Raw genomic sequence first — 19990 nt, forward strand, 5'->3', positions numbered from 1 at the left:
AACGCGCTGCTCGAGCGCAAGGGGGCGCGTGTCGCGCTTCTGACCACGGCCGGCCATCGCGACATCCCGGAAATGCGCGAGGGCCTGAAGCCCGACCGCTATGATCTTCGTACACCGCCGCCCGCACCCCTGGTGCCGCGCGAGCTGCGCCTTGGCGTGCGCGAGCGGCTCCGGCCCAATGGCGATGTGCTGATTCCGCTCGATGCCGACTCGCTGCGCGCGGCGATTGCCGCCATCAAAGCGCAGGACGTGACCTCGGCCGCGATCGCGTTCCTGCATGCCTATCGCAATCCGGCGCATGAGCGCGCCGCGGCCGCGCATCTTGCGCGCGAGCTGCCCGATGTCAGCATCTCGCTGTCCAGCGACGTGCTGCCGCAGATCAAGGAATATGAGCGCGTCTCGACCACGGTCGTGAACGCCTATGTCGGACCCGTCGTGCAGCGCTATCTGGCGCAGCTCGAACGACGGTTGCGCGAGGCCGGCTTCGAAGGTTCTCTCTTCATTATTTTGTCCCATGGCGGCATGGCGCCGGTCGAGGAGGCCGCGCGCCTTGCGGCTGCCACCGTGCTGTCGGGCCCCGCCGGCGGCATTTCCGGCTGCCGTCGCTGCGCCGCCATGCTAGGCATCGGTGATCTCGTCGCTTTCGACATGGGCGGCACCTCGACCGATATTTCGCTGATCTCGGAGGGACGCGTGTCGTTGTCGGCCGATGGCGGGATCGACGGCGAGCGCATTGCGCTGCGCAGCCTCGACATCGTGAGCCTGGCGGCGGGAGGCGGCTCGATCGCCTCGGTCGACCGCGGCGGTGTCTTCCGCGTCGGTCCGCAAAGCGCCGGCGCCGTGCCAGGGCCAGCGGCCTATGGCAATGGCGGCGCTGGCGCGACCGTGACCGATGCCAATGTCGTGCTCGGCTATCTCGACGCCAAGGCGTTCATGGGCGGGCGGCGTCCGCTGGATGTCGCCGCCGCGGAAGTTGCGATCGACCGCCTCGCCGATGCGCTGAAGATCGGCCGCATCGAGGCCGCGGCCGGCGTGTTTCGCCTGGTCAATCTAAAGATGGCGGATGGCATCCGCTTGATGACGGTGCGCCGTGGCGTCGATCCCCGACGCTACGCGCTCTTGAGTTTTGGTGGCGCCGCGGGTCTGCATGCGCTCGCGCTCGCGCGCGAGCTCGACATCGCGCGCATCATCGTGCCGACCACCGCCTCGGTGCTGTCGGCCTGGGGCATGCTGACCTCCGACCTGCGTTACGAGCTCTCCCGCACGCATTTCGAGACCGGCAGCCGCTCGACGGCCGACGAGGTGCGAAAGATCTTCGCCGAGCTTGAGACGCGCGCGTCCGAGCGGCTGCGCGGCTGGTTCGACGGTCCCATCACGATCGAGCGCTCGGCCGAGATGCGCTATGGCGAGCAGATCTTCGAGATCGACGTGCCGCTCGACGGCATCGACCTCGGTCGGCCTTCGCTGATCGAAGACATCGAGGCACGCTTCCACGCCCGACACGAGGAGCTCTACACCTACGCCTCGCCCGACCAGGAGGTGGTGTTCGTCAACGCGCGCGTCGCCGCGATCGGGCAGGTCGAGGTGCCGGACGCCGCGGCGAGTGCAGTCGCCGCTGCGCCAGGCGCTGCGCCGCGTGCGCGCCGAAAAATTTTCCTCGGCGCCTGGCGCGAGGTGGATGTTTATGCGCTTGACGATCTGAGGCCCGGCGACCAGCTCTCCGGCCCCGCTATCATCGAGGCCGAGACCACGACGGTCCTGATCAACGAGGGCGACGAGGTTGTCGTCAACGCGCTCGGCTGGCTCGACATCCGCGTGGCAAAAGCGCGTTCGATCTGAGCGATCGAAAACAGCTCGCACTACGTCAGTCCGGCGCGGCGCAGGCCTTCCACGTAACGGACGCGTTCCTCGTTCCGAATCGGCAGCTGCGTTGCGACCCAGGCGAGCGAGACGTTTGGCTGCGCCCGGCGCAACCCCTGCAGCGCCTGCGCGGCGAGCTCGGTGTCGCCGATCATGCCGGCCGCCGCCGTGAGCACGCGATGGCCCACGACGAAATCGCCGTATTGCCGCACGAGCTCGCGGGACAGCCGGATCGCCTCGGTGTAGTCGCCTTCGGCGAAGGCGGCAAAGGCGGCAACCCCATTGTAGATCGCGGAGAACTCGCGTGGCGAGAGGCGCATCGCGCGGTGGGCAGCGTCGGCGCCTTCGCGCCAGCGCCCGGTATAGGACAGCATCGTCCCATAGCAGCCGAGCGCCAGCGAGAAGTTCGGATTGAGGCGCAGCGCCGTTTCGTAGGCGGCGACCGAGTCCTCGATCCGGCCCCGCCAGGCATGGGCGCAGGCCAGCGCGAGATGCGCCCAGGGGTCTTCGCCGTCGCACTGGACCGCCGCAAGACCCGCGCGTTCGGCGATGGGCGTTGCCGTCGCCGCGCTCTCCCAGCCCATATGGGCGCCGAACGTGTGGCTGACCGCAAGCACGGCGAGCGCCTGCGCGTAGTTCGGATCGATCGCGATGGCCTGCTCGAGCAATTCCTGCGCCTGGCGGTGGTCGTCGCGGGTCACGCGCCAGAAATGCACCAGCGCACGCATGACGAGGTCCCAGGCATCGAGGTTTTCGGGCGGCTTGCGCCGGGCCCGGCGATGCTCCGCCCGGTAAAGCTGCGGCTCAATCGCCGCAACGATCGCTTCCGTGATCTCGTCCTGGAGCGCGAACACGTCGGCGAGCTCACGATCATAGCGTTCCGCCCAGAGATGACTGCCGGTCGTGACATCGTTGAGCTGCACCGTGATGCGGACGCGTCCTGCCTCCTTGCGCACGCTGCCCTCGACGACGTAGCCGACGCCGAGTTCCTCGCCGATCTGTTTGATGTGGACGGATTTCCCCTTGTAGGTGAATGATGAGTTGCGCGCGATCACGAAAAACCAACGCAGTTTTGACAGGGCGAAGATGATGTCCTCGCTGATCCCGTCGGAAAAATAGTCCTGGTCCGCTTCGCCACTCATGTTGACGAAGGGAAGCACCGCGATGCCGCGACGCTCGGATTGAGAAAATGCGACGCGTGGGGAATATGCCTTGCCGTTCGGTGTTGTACCCTCTCGTGCGCGCTTGGCGTCCGCTGGCCGAAGCTCGACGTCGCCGACGAATCTGACGCCGCGGCGCGCGATGGTTCGAATCAATTTCTGCTCTTCGCCGCTGTCGCCCACCGCCTTGCGGACGGCGTTGATGCGGCTCGCCAGGGTGGAATCCGCCACGATGCGGCCGCCCCAGATCGCGCCGAGCAGATCGTTCTTGGTCACGACGCGATCGCGGTTTTTCACGAGATAGGTCAAGAGATCAAACACTTGCGGCTCGACGGGAACCGGCGTTGCGCCGCGCCTGAGTTCGCGCAGGCTGACGTCCAGCGTATGATCGGCGAAAATGAATCTCACGTCGAAGCTCCAAGAAAGGCGTTGTGGCCCCTGGATTAAAAATCAAGATCATCTAGAGCAAAAATGAACTGGACCACAAAGTCTTTTGCTTCACCTCCCATTATGTCTCGCGCAGCCTTCGAGGGTTGCAACGGCCCGACCGTTTCCCGGCGAGTACGGCCTCACCGGGCCTGAAGCATTTTCCGAGCAAATTGGGAGAACTCAATTGAACGCTGCTTTGTATGTTGGAGGGGCCCTTGTTCTCGTGTCGGCGCTGATGGCTGGAACCGCCTTCGCTGCCGAAGCGAGCCGCAATCCTCTTGCCGAGCACGTGCGGCCACGGTGCCTTCGACATGAACCCGACGCTGAGCTCTGAGCATGCGGCGATGAAGTAGCGGCGTCCTGTCCGCGGCTTCCGCGGCGCCAGGCGGCTGGCGCGTAACCTGACACATCATTCACGGACGAGAACGCGATTCACGGACGGGGAACGCGCGCGATGGGTGGACGGTGGTCCCGCGCCCGCTGCGCCAGCAAAAATGCGTAAGAATGCAAAAACAGTCGGTTCAAACCGGAAAACTGTGGCTCGGACAGCGCGCGGGCATTGGTGGGGTGGGTACGGCCGCCGTCGCGGTGATCGGCGTCGCCTCTCTCGTGGTGGAGGGCACGCTGCTCGCCGCGCAGGGCATTCCCGGCGTCGCCTATGCGCTCGTCGCGGTCTTTGTCGCCTCCATCGTCTCCAGCATCGCCGGATTTGCCTTTTCCGCGCTGTGCGGGGCGATGCTGTTTCACGTCATGGACAGTCCCGTTGCAGCGGTGCAGGTGATGATCGTGTGCAGCATCGCCATCCAATGCCTCAGCGTCGCGACGCTGTGGCGGGCGATCGATTGGCGCAATCTCGGGGTCTTCCTGGCCGGCGGCGTCCTCGGCGTACCGGCCGGCGTCTTGCTCCTGCTGCATCTTCCGACCGCGGCCTATCGCACCGTGATCGGAGGCATGCTCATCAGCTATGGCTGTTACCTTCTGCTCCGCTGGCCGGCTCGCGCGCTGCAGACGGGGCCGCTGTCGGACTCATGCGCGGGCTTTCTCGGCGGCATCACCGGTGGGCTGGCGGGCTTTCCCGGCGCATTCGTCACCATCTGGTGCGGCTTGAAAGGCTGGGACAGGGCGCGCCAGCGCGGCATCTATCAGCCGTTCATTCTCAGCATGCAGCCGGTGACGCTGATCGCCATCCACCTGATGCGGCCGTCCTCATCGGCAGCGCAGGCAGCGTTGGACTGGAAGGTCTTTGCCTTCGTGCCGGCGGCTTTGCTTGGCGCGTGGTTCGGGCTGCGCATCTTCAAGCGGCTCTCGGACCGGCAGTTCGAACTCGTCGTCAACACATTGCTCGTGCTGTCCGGCATCGGCCTCATTCTCTGAAGTTGGCGACGAACGGATGCGTCGCATCGCCCCGCAATTGCCGGTGAGCAGCTCAATGGAAGGAGAAACACGCATGACGCGGTCATGGTCCCGTCGCAGGTTGCTCGCCTCGGCAATGACAGTTCATCCCTGAAGGAAGCGACTGAAGGAGGCATCCATGCGTGGCGTTCGATTGTCGTTGTTGTGTTCGCTGCTGATCTGGTCGCCGACGATGACCGCCAGCCTGGCTGCATCCTCCACCAATGACTGGGCGAGCGACCTGCGTTGGGGCGGATATGTGATCGTGTTTCGCCACGGCGCGACCACGTCAGATCAAAAGACGGACGCCATGAGCAATCCCAATGCGGACCCGATGAGCAGTCCGGCAGGCGGCAAGGCCGCGGCCGGCGAGCGCCAGCTGAGCGACAAGGGGCGTGCGCAGGCGGAAGCGATCGGGTCGTCGTTGCGACGACTCGGGATTCCCGTGGGCATGGTCCTGACCAGCCCGCTGCAGCGGGCGGTCGATACGGGAAAGCTGATGACCTTCGCCGAGGTGCAAACCCTGCCGGACCTTGCCGAGGCCGGCGCCGCTCTTTCGCCCGAGGAGAAGAATCGACGGGCTCAGGCCCTGCGCATGCTGGTCGCCTTGCATCCGCCGGTCGACAGCAATCTCGTGATCGTGACCCACAAGCCGAACATCGTCGATGCCTTCGGCAAGGACTGGTCCGACCTGCGCGAAGGCGAAGCCTCCGTGTTCGAGCCGGACGGGGAGGGCGGCTTCAAGCTGATCGTCCGCGTTCAGGCGGACGAGTGGGCACAACTGTCTCCCGGGTCGTCGGATTGAGGCGAGGTGTTGCATGGCACAGCTCCGGATGGATGGACGACCGTTCGCTCGTCGGCCGCGCTCGACGTGGTCAATTTCGCGGGTTCTCGCCCTACTGGCGATCGTTTTGTCGATCATTGTGTCGGTGCGTTGGCTCACGCTATGGCCCCCTGATCTGTGGCCCTCCGATCCGATGTTCATTTCGTTGCTGGGGCCGTGAGGACAAGGACTGGTCCGATCTCGGCGAGGGCAAGGCGTCGGTGTTCAAGCCGGACGGCAATGGCGGCTACAAACTGATCGTGCGCATCAAGCCGGACGAGCGGAGCAAGCTCGTCCGTTCGAACTGATGTCAAGCTCTCACGGAACTGTGGTCGCCTTGCTTGCGATCGCATGCAACGCCTGCCTCATCGCGTTGACCGTCGCGTTGGCCGTGTCATCGAGACCATGACGTTGCACGACCCAGGCCGGATCGTTGTAGGACAGCCATGTCGTGCCCGAGGCGTCCTGCCAGACCAGGGCTTTCAGCGGCAGGTCGATCCCGATTGTCTGGACCTGTTGCATCAGTGGCGTGCCGCCCTTGGCATTGCCGAAGATCAACAGATCAGTCGGCCGCAGCGGCAGGCCCACGGCGGCGGCGCCCGCCGCATGATCGATCCGGGCGAACACCGTCATGCCCTTGGCCCGCACCTCGGCGTCGAACCGGTTCATGGTGTCTTCCGGTCCGTAGGCGCTCCGTATCGTGATCAAACCTTCGGCGGCCATTGCCTGCGCTCCCACGAAGCGGACCTCCACCCGTAAGGGAAGAAGCGCGCGGTTCAGGCCATCGCCTCCAGATAAAGGCTTGGATCAAAATATTTGTTCGCCGGCGTAAAATCCTTGATGCCGGCGTTGGCCATGAAGAAATCGGTCGACTGCTGCAGCCAGTTCACCACGGTTCCGTCGGTATAAAGCTTCTTCCACTCCCGCGCGGTGAACATCTTCTGGGCCTTGAACTGTTCCTTCAGATCGCCGAGCGGCACCTGGCTGTAATGCGCCTTCTGCAGCGCCTCCAGCGCCTCCTCGCTGTGCGCGACGACATGGTCATTGGCCTCGCTCCAGCCCTTGATGAGTTTTGCCAGCGTCGCCCGGTTCGCGGCGTAATAATCGTTGGCAGCGGCCCAGCCGCCGATGATCGCGGCCTTCGGGTAATAGGCGGATGCGTCCGCAAGCTTCAGCGCATCCGGCACCTTGTCGCGGACGGTGATGTTGAATGGCACCCACAGCGCGACGGCAGGCACCGCGCCGGAGATGAAAGATGTCACCGCGGCGGGCATGGCCTGGTTGAGCAGTTCGACGTCCTTGGGATCGACCGCGTTGGCGCGCAGCGCATGATCGAGAAAGACATGAGCGGTCGTGCCGGTCGTGGTTGCGATCCGCTTACCCTTCAGGTCGGCGAAGGAATTGATGCCCTGATCCTTGTGCACCCAGAGCTGGGCCGTTGCCACCTCGATGTCGTTGATCAGGAACACCTTGCCCTGGCCGCGGGCCGGAAAATTCGACAGCACCGCGCCGGTCGCCAGCACGTCGAGACTGCCGCCGATCAGGGCCTGAAACAGCTCCAGACCGGTGTTGAACTGGCGCAGCTCCAGCTCGAGCCCTTGCTTGCCGAACGAGCCGCGGTCGATACCGGTCCAGATCTGCCCGTCGACGGCGAGCGTGTGCAGATAGCCGACCCGGATTTTTGTGGTGGCCTGCGCCAGCGCGGGCGCCGCCAGTCCGCTCAGTGCGAGACCTGCAGCCGTTCCAAAAAATTGTCGTCGATGCATGGTACGCTCTCCCTTTTCCGTTTTTCTCATGCCGTGGTCCGTTCTTGCCACGCCAGCAAATGGGCACTGAGCCACCTTAAGCCCGTGTCCATGACCAGCGCGACGCAGCCGATGCAGATGATGCCGACATAGATGGTGTCCAGCAGAAAATAGGTCGACGCATTCTGGATCATTGCGCCCAGTCCGCGTTGCGCGGCGATCAGTTCGGACGCGACCAGCGTAGCCCAGGTGACGCCCAGTGCGACACGCAGCGCGGTGAGGATGTGGGGCAGGGTTAATGGAATGATAACCTTGCGAAAAATCTCGAACTCGTCGGCGCCCAGCGTTCGCGCCACGCGGATATAGAGCGGCGTGATCTGCGAGACGCCCTCATACATCACGATGACGCCGGAGAAGAACGCGGCATAGAACAGGATGACGAGCTTGGCCGTCTCGTCGACCCCGAAATAGACGATCACCAACGGAATCAGGGCGATCGGGGGCAGCGCCCGGAAGAAATTGATCATGGGATCGGCGAGCGTGCGTGCGCTCCGGTACCAGCCGAGCAGGAAGCCTACCGGCACCGCGGCCAGGATGCCCATAACGACGCCGAGCAAGACGCGGCGTGCCGACGCATAGACGTCGAACAGCAGCCCCTCATGCAGCACCAGCTCGACGAATTTTGCGGCGACCTGATGCGGGGCGGGGATCAGCGAGAGGTTGATGTAGCCGCTGGCGCGGATGCCATACCACACGGCCACCACGCCGATCCACGGCACAAATCCAAGCAGCACTCGCCTGGAGACGCCAAGGCGTTTCGTCATGTCGCCCGTTCCGTCGCGTGGAATGGTTCGCGGCGCAGAGCCATTCCGCCGACGATAGTCATAGCACGACCGGCCGTCGATAGGTCAAAGCGGTTGTCTTTTCCGCGCCTGGCCATCATTCGTAATCGCCGCTTGTCTTCCCGCTGGAGTTCGTGCTGAACGCTGCCATGGTTGCAAAAGGCTACGACTACATCATCGTAGGCGCGGGTTCGGCGGGTTGCATCGTGGCAAATCGCCTCTCGGCCGATCCGGCCTGCCGCGTCCTGCTGCTGGAGGCCGGCGGATCCGACCGGAATTTTTGGCTGAAGCTCCCGGTCGGTTATTACAGGTCGATCTATGACGGCCGGTTTTCCCGCCTGTTCCTGACCGAGCCGGGCGAGGGCACCGCCGGCCGCCCTATCATGTGGCCGCGCGGCCGGGTGCTCGGCGGCTCGTCTTCGATCAACGGGTTGATCTTCATCCGCGGCCAGCACGAGGATTTTGACGATTGGGAGCGCCTGGGCGCCACGGGCTGGTCCTATCGCGACGTGCTGCCGCATTTTCGGAAGTACGAGCGTTATCGCGGCGGCGAAAGCCAATATCACGGCGCCCTGGGCGAGTTCGAGGTGTCGGATCTGCGCAATGACAATCCGGCCGCGGCCGCCTGGGTCGCTGCGGCTGTCGAGTTCGGACTGCCGCACAATGACGATTTCAACGGCGCCACCACTCATGGCGTCGGCCGCTATCAGCTCGGCATCGGCCGGCACTGGCGCAGCAGCGCGGCGTCGGCGTTTTTGCGCCCGGTCGCGCAGCGGGCCAACCTGACCGTCATGACCGGTGCTCATGCCAGCCGTGTGCTGTTCTCGGGCCGCAAAGCGACCGGCGTGGAATGGATCAGGCAAGGGCAGCGTTTTGGCGCCCAGGCGGACCGTGAAATCGTGCTCTCGGCGGGCGCGCTGCAGTCGCCGCAACTGCTGCAGCTCTCCGGAATAGGGCCGGCGGATCTTTTGCACGGTCTTGGCATCGGCGTTGTCGTCGACGCGCCGGAGGTCGGTTCCAATCTGCAGGACCACTATCAGGCGCGCCTGATCGTCCGGCTGAAGCGTCCGATCTCGCTCAACGACCAGGTGCGCAGTCCCTACCAGCTCGCAAAAATGAGCGCGGAATGGCTCTTCGCAGGCCGAGGGCCATTGACCGTCGGGGCCGGGCAGGTCGGCGGCGCCGCCTGCACCCAATATGCGAGGGACGGACGGCCCGACGTGCAGTTCAACGTCATGCCGCTCTCGGTCGACAAGCCCGGCGAGCCGCTGCATCGCTATTCCGGATTCACCGCGTCGGCCTGGCAGTGCCATGCGCGCTCGCGGGGAACGCTTGCCATCCGTTCGACCGACCCGCTGGACCAGCCGCGCATCGCTCCGAATTATTTTGCCGAGGAGATCGACCGCAAGACGCTGGTCGGCGGCATGAACATCCTGCGCGACATCTTTCGCCAAAAATCGTTTCGTGACCTCTGGGACATCGAGGTCGCGCCCGGACCCGAAGCGCCGGGCCCTGCGAGCCTCTGGGAATTCGCCCGCAGGACCGGCGGCACCGTGTTCCATTGTGTCGGGACCTGCCGCATGGGAAGCGACGACCGCGCCGTGCTTGATCCCGACTTGCGCGTTCGCGGGGTGGACGGGCTGCGCGTGATCGATGCCTCGGTCATGCCGCAGATCACCTCGGCCAACACCAATGCAGCGAGCCTGATGATCGGGGAGAAGGGCGCCGCGCTCGTGTTGTCCGCCAAGTCCTAAGTGCCGCGTGGTCAGCGTTGATAGCTCGCCAGCGCATCGAGCAGCCGCTGGGCCTCGGGCGACCCCCACTCCCTGGCCTTCTGGTACCAGTTGCGCGCCTGGACCGGGTCAGGCCCGGTCCTGTCGGCCACGCTCGACTGCCGCGAGACCGCCGGATCGAAGGTCTTGGCCAGCGCGAGCGCCGCACGTGCATCGTGGAGCTCGGCCGCGCGCTGCAGCAGCGTCCGTGCGGCCTTCATGTCGCCGCTTGCCAGGAGTTCCTGCGCCCGCCGGATCGAGGCGGCGATCTCCATGGCCGTCAGTTCGGCGGGAGTTGGGGACGGTGACGGTGCCTCCACCGTCGGGGTAGCGGATGCCACGACCGTCGGTGCTTGGACCGGAGCAGCCGCTTGTGCCGGTTGCGCCGGAGCTACGATAGGCTGTGGCGGCGCCAGAGCGACGGCCGGTGCCGATGCGACCGGGACAGCCACAGGCCCGGCGGCCGCGCTCAAGGCGACCGCCTCGGCCATGTGCGCAGCCGGCTTCCAGGTCAGCTGCAGCGAGCTCGTGACCTGTGCCGCGCCATCGCTATCGCGCAATTCGACCGACAGATTCATGTCGCCGGCGAAATCCATCGGCGGCATCACCCTGGTATCGGCGGCGTCCTCCGCGCGCACCCGCCATTCGCCGGCGCTCTTCCGCGCCCCGTCGGAGAGCTTGGTGCCATCGGGCAGGCCCTTGATGGCGACCGTCGCGCCCGGGTTTGGCTGGTTGACGTTGACCCCGAGCTCCAACAGCTCACCCACCAGGCCACTCTGGTTGCGGACGACCAGCGTCGAGACATTGCGCGGCGCCGGCTGCGGCGCGAAGGACCTGATCGCCTGCCAGGATCCGAGCGCTGCCAGGACGCGGTTTCCACCGAGGCCGGGCTCGGGTGAGATGAGCGCAAAGCACGTCAGCGCAACCAGCGCGGCGGTCGCACCCGCGAATGCAAATGAGACCAGCGCACGAAACGACGATCGTCGCACCTCGGCAAGGCCGCTGCCCGCCTGCTCGGATTCCAGCTGCTCCCGCAAAACCTTGGCGAGCGCTTCATTGAATGCGTCGGAGCGGCCCCGCGACCGGCGGTCACCATCGCTTGAAAGCGTGAAATCCGGAGGGGGGACATGCGCGGGCAACTGCTGCGCTGCCGCTGGAGGCCGGTCCTGCTGGGTCGGTAGCCGCCAGTTCTTGTCGGCGGCGGCACCAATGTCGCGCAATCGGCGTGGCGCGTAGTAGGCAGGATCGTCGGGACCGGGAATCTTCTCCGAGTCGCTCACGCTAAAACCTCACTCTACTCAAGGCTCCGAGACGGCAAGCGAACGGGATCGCGAAACCGCAACGCTTCGCGCGCACGCAACTGCCGACGACTTTCTTCAGTTAGGTTTGGCTCTGCACTCCAACGCCGCCGCTGCGCCATCGGACTTGCCAAGGTTGTGTCAGACCACACCGGCAGATCGCACGATGCTTGATCCGACGTCCCGACCTTGCTCGCCCCAATTGACGTAGTTGCCGCGCGCCCACAAGGGGACCTCGTCTATGCTTAAACTTCGTCCAAAGTGTGGACGCGTGTGAGTTGAAAGCGATGCAATTTTTGCGATGAGAGCGCACTGCAGGTTGTTTTCCACGGCGGACAAACGATTGCAGCTTGTGCGCGAGTCCTGGCCGGTACTGCAACGCTCCGTGGGACCGTAGAACAACGGTGACGATCTCGGGGCGGCAAACTGTCTGCCCTGGCCATCGCGATCGCGGCGGTCAGATGCTATTCCGAGAACCGCACGCTGCCTTGTGCCTGCTGCGCCTGATATTCGCTCATGACCAGCTCCCGAACGATCTTCCTGATCTCGCCGAATTCGGCAAGCTCCTGGATCGCCTCCTGGCGCGGATAGGGAAACGCGACGTCGATGATCCGCTTGATGCGGGCCGGCCGCGCCGTCACGACGATGATGCGCGAGGACAGATAGATCGCCTCGTCGACCGAATGGGTGATCAGCATCACGGTCTTGCCTTCGGCGCCGAGCACCTGCAGCAGCAGATTTTGCATGTTCAATCGGGTCTGGGCGTCCAGCGCGCCGAACGGCTCGTCCATCAGCAGGAATTTCGGCTTGACCGCATAGGCCCGCGCGATCGCGAGCCGCTGGCGCATGCCGCCCGACAAATGTTTTGGATAGGAGTTCGCAAAGTCCGAAAGTCCCATCAGAGCAAGGTAATGCGCACAGATGTCGTTGTGCTCCTTGATCGAGACGTGATTGGCCTTCAGCTTGAGCCCGAAGGCGATGTTGTCCTTGACGGTCAGCCAGGGAAACACGCCGTAATCCTGAAATATAACGCCGCGTTCGGGCCCCGGTCCCAGGATCGGGGCGCCGTCGAAGGTCACCGATCCCGCCGTCGGCTTCTGAAAGCCCGCCAGCATGTTCATCATCGTGGTCTTGCCGCAGCCGGACGGACCGATGATGGAGACGAACTCGCCCTCCGAAATCTCGTAACTCACGTCATCGAGGACCTTGAGCACCCCGTTGGGCGTCTCGAAGGACAGGGAAACATGCTCGAAGCGGGCAAGCGGTGGCTTTGATGCGGACACAGGACAAACCATGTCTGGAGCGCGGTCCGGAGCAGGTGCCGCCATGCGGCACCAGGCATCGGCCGATCTCCCGAAATCAGCAAGCCGTCGGGAGAGCAGCTTGCGTGCCGCAGCAATAGAGCGCCGACGTGGTGAAGGTCAACGCGACGTTCGTGGCGGGACCGACCTGTGCCGCCAAGCGCCACCAGATGTGAGCCGCCAGGCCTCAGCGCTTCTTGGCCTCATTCTGCGTCCATTCGAGGAATTCCTTGAACAGGCGCTGCTTGTCGGCGGGATTTGAGGCATCGCCGACCTGACGCTTGGCGACGAACTCCGCGAACTTGTCCTGCTGCAGCCAATATTGCGCGACCGGAAAACGGTCCCAGCCGGGCAGGTCCTTGCTGAGGTCGACCTCCCGCCATTTCGGATGTCTGGGGGATTTTTGCAGCTCGGGGAACTTGCTGAACAGGGCTTCCACGAACTTGGCCACGCGGCGATAGCGGTCGGTCGCCGGCTGCCAGTTGATCGTGATCATGACGGCATCGACCGCGACGGTCTGCAGGTTTTTGCCGCCGTCGATCAGGTTGGGGTAGAGCTGTGGCTCGAGCTCGCCGCGCGAATAGATGTTTTCCAGCGCCGGCGTGTAGGGGACCTCCAGCAGGTGCAGGTTGTCGTTCGCCCCGATGCGCGAAATGACCTCGGCGGGCTTGCCGGAAATCATCACGGTGGCCGCGATCTGGCCGGACTTGATCGCGGCGATCGCATCCGCCTCGTTCATGTTGACCTCGTCCACATTGATGGACAACAGGCCAAAGACGTCGCGCGCGGTGATCTCCGTGCTCGATTTGGCTTCGGCAAAGTTCACCTTCTTGCCGTTGAGGTCCTGGATCGACTTGATGTCGCGCGCGGCGACGACGTGCATCTCCTCCGGATACAGGCGGGTGATGTAGGTCAATTGCTGGTCGAGGGAGCGGCTGAGTTCCCCGGTGGAAGCGAAATAGCGCAGCATCTGGGCCGTGGTGATGCCGATGTCGACGCCCCTGAGATAGAGGACGTCACGGATGTTCTGGGCGCCGCCCTGGCCGACAATGGGCAGAATGCGCAGATTGTCGTCGTTGAGCACCACGGCGAGATCATGCGTGATGTCGAGATAGGTATCTTCCGGACTGCCGGCGATGATCGCGACCGTGTTGGAATTGATTTTGGTCTTCCATTCCTCCGCCAGCGGCGTCGGCCCAGCTTTCGTCGCGCGCGTGGTCTGCGCGTAGCCCGGCGCGCGGGACAGCAACAGCATGGTCGCAAACAGAAGACCGAGGACGAGCGCGTGCACTGCTCGGCGGGGGATGCCCGATCTCGCCGCGCCGGGCCGGAAATGCGGAAACGCTGCCTTAGTGGGTTGAGTCACCATGGTTCCCGTCCCTGATCGCGCCTGTTTGAAGACAGCACCAAGCTGCACACCCACGCGTGCCGCCGGTCGAAAGCACACCCCGATCAACCCTGTGTTTGGTTCGTGGCTGTTTTGGGGCCGCGGCTTGGCGATGGTGAGGCGCTTCAAATTGAGGTTGTATGACCGAGAGGAACCGGCCGAGACAAGCTTCGGTTGATTTCATCTGCCGGTTGCTTGCAAACTTCAGTTGCATTGATCGGCCGATGGCGAGATGTTGCGGGCCGCTCGCCGCCGGCGCCCATCGTCCGCGCCCGCGAGAGGAGGACACGTCGCTTCGTTCGACGACGAGGTCGTTCGAGGGTCAAGCGGCGATTGAGGGCAGGAGGGTTGGCGATGGACCGGCGCAAATTCCTAGTCACGTCGGGTGCGGCTCTCGGTGCGTCGGCGCTCGCAACGCCGGCATTGGCGCAGTTGAGATCTGCCAAGGTCCGCATCGGCTATCTTCACACGCTTGCCGTCGACAGCCAGCTCTGGCTCGCCGATCATCTAGGCGCCTTCGGCCGCAACGGCGTCGATCCGGAGTTCAAGGAGTTCAAGACGGGCCTGGAACTGTTCAAGGCGATGTCCGAGAACGGCATCGACATGCTGGTGACGGGCGCCGTGATTTCGAATTTTCCGGCACGCGGTCAGGGCAAGATGTTTCTGGTCAACTCGATCGAATATGCCACCGCACAGCTCTGGGTGCGCGAAGACATGGGCGTGACGCAGTTCGCGGATCTTCGTGGCAAGCGCGTCGTCACGACCGCAGGTACCACGGCGCATGTCTTCCTCGACAACGCGCTGCGCGAAAACAAGATGTCATCAGCCGACATCGACCTGGCGAGCTTGCCGATGGCCGATGCGGTGAACGCGTTCATCGGCGGATCGTATCCTGCGATCGCTCTCTGGGTGCCGTTCAACATTGCCGTGCGCGAAAAAGTGCCTCAGGCCAAGAAGATCCTCGATGCGGGCGCGTTCTATCCGAATGCGGCGATCGTGGGCGGCTGGGCGGCGTCGAACGCCTATTATGCGAGCAACAAGCCGATGCTGGAACGGATCGTACGTGCCTGGATCGAGGGCAACGACATGATGCTGGCGCGCGCCAATGACGCGCTCGGCATTCTGCGCAGCAAATATTATACGCAGGTGCCGGAGCGGGACTTGAAGGAGCAGTTCGGTGCGATGCGCGTGTTCCCCACCGCGGTGTGGCGTCGGCTCTACAGCAACGGCACCATTACGGAATGGCTGCAGCAGGTCACTGACTTTTTTGTGCGCGTCGCCAAGATCGAGAATCCGGTGCCGGCGTCGCAGTACTTTGATCCCAACGTGTTCCTGTCGGTCGTCAAGCGGTAGCTCCGTGCGCCGATCGGATCCGCCTGTGAAAATTTTTTCAGCGACGCTGCATCGAAAGCCGCATGCAAATCGTTTGCAGCTGCCGTTGCCTGCGCCGAAAATCGCGAAAAGGTGCTACGGTATCGCGCAGATGTGGAAAATGGGGCGCCAGCGTGGTGGGTACTTGCGACGCGAACAAATGGCTGCCGCATTCCCGGCTCATGCTCGTCATGACCAACAGCGCTTGCGGGACACAGGTGCCGGGTGATGCCTTTGCGATAGCTGCTTACGCGCCAAGCGCAGGTGCTTGGCGTCGCGCGATCGGACTGTAATCCCGAAAAATTCATAGACGCGATTCGAAACGTACCTTGGGGGACGACCATGAGACGTTTGTCTGAGCCACACGATAACGGTGAAGATCCGCGGGATCCCGCTGGCGGACCGCAGGGCCAATATCGCCAGGCTCCTTGGCAGGACGAACAGGACCGCGCGTTGCGCGATCCGTTTCCGCGGCTCGTGCAGCGGGTTCCACAACCGCCGCCGCCCGAGCGCAGTCCGGTGCTCGTTGGCGCCGTGATCGGGCTCGTGGTCGCGGTCGCGGCGATCTCGGCCTATGTCGGCGTGACGTTCATGACCCGCCCGGCCGGCATGGTCGCGAGCGACACGCGTGTAGAGCAGGCGGCGGCCGACGCATCGGCGGCAGCGCCGACACCACCGGCCGGGCCGGCGGCGCCTGCACCGACCGTTGTTGCCAGTCCATCATTTACGCCGATTGCGCCGGCGGCCGCCGCGCAGGCGCCGGCCACCCCGACTGTTCGCGAGGAGGATAGCCCGGCCAATCTCGCGGCGCGGATCGCCAACGCCGCACCGACGGCGACGCGCAACGTGCAGAGCACGGCGCAGGGTGTGACCGACACCGAGATTCGCTTCGGCATGGCGGCGCCCTTCTCGGGCCCGGCCAAGGAGATGGGCCGCCAGCTCAAGCTCGGTATCGAAACGGCGTTCGGTGCGATCAATGACAGCGGCGGGATTGACGGCCGCCAGCTCAAGCTGGTCACGGCCGATGACGGCTATGAGCCGACGCGAACGCTCAACGCGATGAAGCAGCTCTACGAAAAGGACCAGGTGTTCGGCTTCGTCGACAATTACGGCAGTCCGACGGCGCTGGTCTCCATCCCCTATGCGCTCGAGCATCACGCGCTCTACTTCGGTGCGTTCACCGGCGCGCCCTCGCTCCGTCACGACCCGCCGGATCGCTATGTGTTCAACTATCGTGCCGGCTACGCCGAGGAGGCGGATGCGATCGTCCGCTATCTGGTCAAGGTGCGGGGGCTGCGTCCGGAGCAGATCGGCGTGCTCACCCAGCAGGACGCCTATGGCGACGCGGGCATGGATGGCGTGGCCAAGGCGATCCGCGCACTGCGCGGCGGCGTCACGGGCCAGATCTTTCGGATGAGCTATAGCCGTAACACCGTGAATGTCGACGACGCGGTGGCACAGCTGCGGAAACTGAAAGTGCCGCTCAAGGCGGTCGTCCTGGTGGCGACCTTCAGGCCTGCGGCAAAATTCATCGAGAAGACCAGGGATCTCTATCCCGACATGATCTATGCCACGATCTCCGGTGTCGGCAGCACCGGTCTTGCCGACGAGCTGATGCTGCTCGGCGCGAAATACGCGAGCGGCGTCATCTGTACCCAGGTCACGCCCGCGGTCGACAGCTATGCCTCGGTGGCGCTGGCCTACAAGAATGCGCTGGCAAAATACGCTCCGGGCGAGGCCCCGGACTACGTCTCGCTCGAGGCCTATCTCACGGCCAACATCCTGATCGAGGGGCTCAAGCGTGCCGGTCCGCAACTGGACACCGAAACCGTGGTGGACAAGCTGGAGAACATGCGCAACTTCGAGATGGGCCTTGGCCCGCGGGTGAATTTTGGCCCGTCCGAGCACCAGGCTGTCCACAAGGTCTGGGGCACCCAGCTCGACGAGACCGGCCACTACCGCTCCATCGAGCTGGAATAGGTCGGGCTGTTAGCGTAGCGCCTGCTTGTGGCGCCGGCGTTCGCCGAACAGCTCAAAGGTGACCGCGCGCAGCCAGCGATGCGCGGCATCGCGGTGAAAGCGCTCGTGCCAGTATTGCGCGATCTCGATGCGCGGCAGCTGTAGCGGGGTCTTGAAGACGGCAAGGCCGAGCGGCGCGGCAACGCTTGCGGCGAGGTTTTCGGGCAGCGTGGCGATGCCGTCGGTCTGCGCGGCGACGATGGCGCCCGCGAGGAAGCTCGGCACCCGGAGCAGGATGTTGGACGGCGCGATCTTTGCGGAGATCGCGCGCTCCACCTGACCGTGCGCGGCATGACCGATCTCGGACGCCGTGGTCAGGATATGCCGCCCGGTGCTGAAGCCTGGGAGCGAGCGTATTTCGCGCAGTCGCGGATGCTCCTTGCGAACGACGCTGACATATCCGTCAGAGTAGAGCTGCTGCCGCCGCAGATGCGATGCCGCCCGCGGGAACGCGCCGAGCGCGAGATCGGCTTCTCCGCTTTCGAGCTTGGATTCGATCTGCCATGAGCCGAGCGGCACGGCGCGCAGGCGCAGGCGAGGCGCGGTCTCGGCCATGCGGGCGAGCAGCGGCGGCAGGAAACGCACCATGCCGACATCGGTCACGAGCAGGCCGAACAGGCGATCTGACGTCGCGGGCTCGAACACCCGTGCGTCGGCCTGCAGGCCGTCCGCGGTGTCGAGCAGGCCTTTCAGCTGCGGCGCCACCTCGAGGCCCTTGGCGGTCGGCTGCATCGCGTGCCCGTTGCGGACCAGCAACTGGTCGCCGAACTGGCTGCGGAGATAGGCGAGGCGCTTGCTGATCTGGGGCTGCGTCGTCTCCAGCACCTCGGCGGCCCGCGTGATGCTGCACTCGCGCAGCAGCACCTGCAGGATGCGCAGGTCCCTCAGGCTCAATTGCTCGAATGCCGGATCAGCCATGACATATATTCCAGTTATGGAATGGCAGTATTTCTCCCCGGTGCTACCTTGAAGTCAATCGGCAACAAGGAGTCCGTCATGGGCAAGTTCATCATCGAAGCGCATTTCCGCCTGCAGGAATGGGTCGCGGAAGAGAAGGGCTATTTTCGCGCCGAAGGCCTCGACTACGAGTTTCGCGAGCTGATCAAGTCGTCCGGCGGGGCACATCATAACAAGAGTAATGAAGGCGCCTTCCAGAGCATCGAGAAGGGCCGCGAGGCCAATCTGAGCTGCGCCTGCCACTGGACCGTCAACGTCGCGGCGTCCAGCGGCCACACAAAACTCTATTCGGATGCCTATTCGGTGGCGCCGTCGGGAATCTTCGTGCCGGCGAACTCGGCGATCCGCAGCCCTGAGGATCTCGCCGACGTGCCGATCGCGGTCGGCTTCCAGTCCGGCAGCCATTACTCCACCATCCAGGCGCTCGAACAATATCTCGCGCCCGACCAGATCAAGCTGACCTTCGAGGACGGCATGCTGTTCCATCGCCTGGAAATGCTGCTGGACGGCAAGAGCCCGGCGACCGCGCTGTTCAACGGGCCGTATTACCTCGCCGAGCAGCTCGGTTTTCGCAAGATCATCGATACCAGCTTCATGATCGCAACGATGATCAAGGGCATGCCTGACGGAGAAGACGTCCGCCGTTACTTCCGCGCGCTGAAGAAGGCGCAGCGCGACATCGACCTGCGGCCCGAGCTCTACACGCACTACTACCGGAACGAATTCCCGCAGCGGTTTCACGCCATGATGGACACGCGGCGCTGGGGCCCGGGCGAGCGCATCGTGTTCGAGCCGTATACGCGCGAGGCCTACGCGCAGTCGTTCGAATGGATCGAACGGCACAACATTTTTCCCGCGGGAAAGATGGGAGCGGGCGACTATGATCGGTCGACGATCTCCTTCGCCATGCCGGCGTGAGACGGCGCGGCCGCGTGACATGCTGATCGCCGTCGCGGTCATTTGAGGGGAGCCGACCTGCAAGCTTGGCCGTTGCCAACGCGGCGATTCTTGGCTCAAGTCCAGCGCCAATCGTCATCTCCAGCCCGGCAAGACCAGCGCCATGCACAAGCTCACCGACATCGACGCGCCAGCGGCGCCGCAGATCAGTTTTGACCAGTTCCTCGCCGTCGACATCCGGATCGGCACCATCGTGGCGGCGGAGCCGTTCCCCGAGGCGCGGAAACCTGCGTTGAAACTCGTGATCGATTTCGGGCCCGCCATTGGCCAAAAGCGGTCGAGCGCGCAGATCACCGAGCATTACGAGACCACCAGCCTCGTCGGGCGCCAGGTCGCTGCGGTGGTGAATTTCCCGCCCCGGCAGATCGGCAAGTTCATGTCGGAGGTGCTCACCCTCGGCTTTCCCGACAAGCACGGCCATGTGGTGCTGTTCAACCCCGACCACGAGGTGCCGGACGGCGCGCGGCTGTTCTAGGCGGTCCGTCGCCAGGGCGGATGGCCGCATGAGCCATACGCAATGCTGCGCGCGTCAAAAATGGTGTATCGGCTGGCGAGCGGCGCATAAGTCGCGCTGCGACCCCCACATAAGACCAGACTTTCCCGGAGGAAATTCATGTCGGCCCTGCCGCTCTCAGGCATCAGGATTCTTGATCTCACGCGCGTGCTCGCCGGACCCT

At 64.4% G+C, this 19990-nt stretch carries 16 protein-coding genes and 1 pseudogene; 9 read left to right on the plus strand and 8 right to left on the minus strand.

Annotated features, from left to right (window positions below; all coding sequences use genetic code 11):
* On the plus strand, positions 1–1839 hold a 1839-nt coding region (locus tag JOZ76_RS32135), incomplete at its 5' end, for a hydantoinase/oxoprolinase family protein (RefSeq protein WP_291705416.1).
* 20 nt (positions 1840–1859) lie between these two features.
* On the opposite strand, the gene JOZ76_RS32140 is transcribed toward JOZ76_RS32135, so the two are convergent.
* Positions 1860–3428 (minus strand): winged helix-turn-helix domain-containing tetratricopeptide repeat protein, encoded by a 1569-nt coding sequence (locus JOZ76_RS32140; protein ID WP_291705417.1) that lies wholly within the window; start codon positions 3426–3428, stop codon positions 1860–1862.
* 525 nt (positions 3429–3953) lie between these two features.
* On the opposite strand from JOZ76_RS32140, the gene JOZ76_RS32145 reads away from it, so the two are divergent.
* Both JOZ76_RS32145 and JOZ76_RS32150 read left to right on the plus strand, forming a co-directional pair.
* On the plus strand, positions 3954–4823 hold the full coding sequence (locus JOZ76_RS32145; protein WP_291705418.1) for a sulfite exporter TauE/SafE family protein: 870 nt from the start codon (positions 3954–3956) through the stop codon (positions 4821–4823).
* A 157-nt stretch (positions 4824–4980) separates the two neighbouring features.
* A complete protein-coding gene (locus JOZ76_RS32150) occupies positions 4981–5646 on the plus strand; it encodes a histidine phosphatase family protein (protein WP_291705419.1) in 666 nt (221 codons plus the stop codon).
* A gap of 336 nt (positions 5647–5982) precedes the next feature.
* On the opposite strand, the gene JOZ76_RS32155 is transcribed toward JOZ76_RS32150, so the two are convergent.
* The 3 genes from JOZ76_RS32155 to JOZ76_RS32165 are packed head-to-tail and all read right to left on the minus strand — an operon-like array spanning position 5983 to position 8233.
* Complete coding sequence (locus JOZ76_RS32155) at positions 5983–6387, minus strand: DUF302 domain-containing protein (protein ID WP_291705430.1); 405 nt, start codon at positions 6385–6387, stop codon at positions 5983–5985.
* Positions 6388–6440: 53 nt separating this feature from the next.
* Positions 6441–7430 (minus strand): ABC transporter substrate-binding protein, encoded by a 990-nt coding sequence (locus JOZ76_RS32160; RefSeq protein WP_291705420.1) that lies wholly within the window; start codon positions 7428–7430, stop codon positions 6441–6443.
* Between the two features lie 26 nt (positions 7431–7456).
* On the minus strand, positions 7457–8233 hold the full coding sequence (locus JOZ76_RS32165; protein WP_291705421.1) for an ABC transporter permease: 777 nt from the start codon (positions 8231–8233) through the stop codon (positions 7457–7459).
* Between the two features lie 167 nt (positions 8234–8400).
* On the opposite strand from JOZ76_RS32165, the gene JOZ76_RS32170 reads away from it, so the two are divergent.
* Positions 8401–10005, plus strand: coding sequence for a GMC family oxidoreductase (locus tag JOZ76_RS32170; RefSeq protein WP_291705431.1), 1605 nt, complete (start codon positions 8401–8403; stop codon positions 10003–10005).
* A gap of 11 nt (positions 10006–10016) precedes the next feature.
* Here JOZ76_RS32170 and JOZ76_RS32175 read toward each other — a convergent pair whose 3' ends face one another.
* From JOZ76_RS32175 to JOZ76_RS32185, 3 genes are all read right to left on the minus strand, one after another.
* Positions 10017–11303: a hypothetical protein gene (locus tag JOZ76_RS32175; RefSeq protein WP_291705422.1), complete on the minus strand. Its 1287-nt coding sequence runs from the start codon at positions 11301–11303 to the stop codon at positions 10017–10019.
* Positions 11304–11785: 482 nt separating this feature from the next.
* A complete protein-coding gene (locus JOZ76_RS32180) occupies positions 11786–12604 on the minus strand; it encodes an ABC transporter ATP-binding protein (protein ID WP_291705423.1) in 819 nt (272 codons plus the stop codon).
* 205 nt (positions 12605–12809) lie between these two features.
* Complete coding sequence (locus tag JOZ76_RS32185) at positions 12810–13991, minus strand: TAXI family TRAP transporter solute-binding subunit (RefSeq protein ID WP_291705424.1); 1182 nt, start codon at positions 13989–13991, stop codon at positions 12810–12812.
* Positions 13992–14363: 372 nt separating this feature from the next.
* Between JOZ76_RS32185 and JOZ76_RS32190 the strand changes: the two genes are divergently transcribed.
* Positions 14364–15362 carry an ABC transporter substrate-binding protein gene (locus tag JOZ76_RS32190; RefSeq protein WP_291705425.1) on the plus strand — a complete coding sequence of 333 codons (999 nt, stop codon included), beginning with the start codon at positions 14364–14366 and terminating at the stop codon, positions 15360–15362.
* 360 nt (positions 15363–15722) lie between these two features.
* Positions 15723–17360 (plus strand): ABC transporter substrate-binding protein, encoded by a 1638-nt coding sequence (locus JOZ76_RS32195; RefSeq protein WP_291705426.1) that lies wholly within the window; start codon positions 15723–15725, stop codon positions 17358–17360.
* 9 nt (positions 17361–17369) lie between these two features.
* Here the strand turns inward: JOZ76_RS32195 and JOZ76_RS32200 are convergent, their stop codons facing one another.
* Positions 17370–18317 (minus strand): LysR family transcriptional regulator, encoded by a 948-nt coding sequence (locus JOZ76_RS32200; RefSeq protein ID WP_291705427.1) that lies wholly within the window; start codon positions 18315–18317, stop codon positions 17370–17372.
* Positions 18318–18395: 78 nt separating this feature from the next.
* On the opposite strand from JOZ76_RS32200, the gene JOZ76_RS32205 reads away from it, so the two are divergent.
* The 3 genes and pseudogenes from JOZ76_RS32205 to JOZ76_RS32215 all read left to right on the plus strand — a co-directional run.
* Complete coding sequence (locus JOZ76_RS32205) at positions 18396–19274, plus strand: ABC transporter substrate-binding protein (RefSeq protein ID WP_291705428.1); 879 nt, start codon at positions 18396–18398, stop codon at positions 19272–19274.
* A gap of 142 nt (positions 19275–19416) precedes the next feature.
* Positions 19417–19788, plus strand: a complete 372-nt coding sequence (locus tag JOZ76_RS32210) for a tRNA-binding protein (RefSeq protein WP_291705429.1) — start codon at positions 19417–19419, stop codon at positions 19786–19788.
* Positions 19789–19926: 138 nt separating this feature from the next.
* A pseudogene (locus JOZ76_RS32215) lies at positions 19927–19990 on the plus strand (CoA transferase); the annotation flags it as partial.

Source organism: Bradyrhizobium sp. (assembly GCF_019244115.1).
Classification (GTDB): domain Bacteria; phylum Pseudomonadota; class Alphaproteobacteria; order Rhizobiales; family Xanthobacteraceae; genus Bradyrhizobium.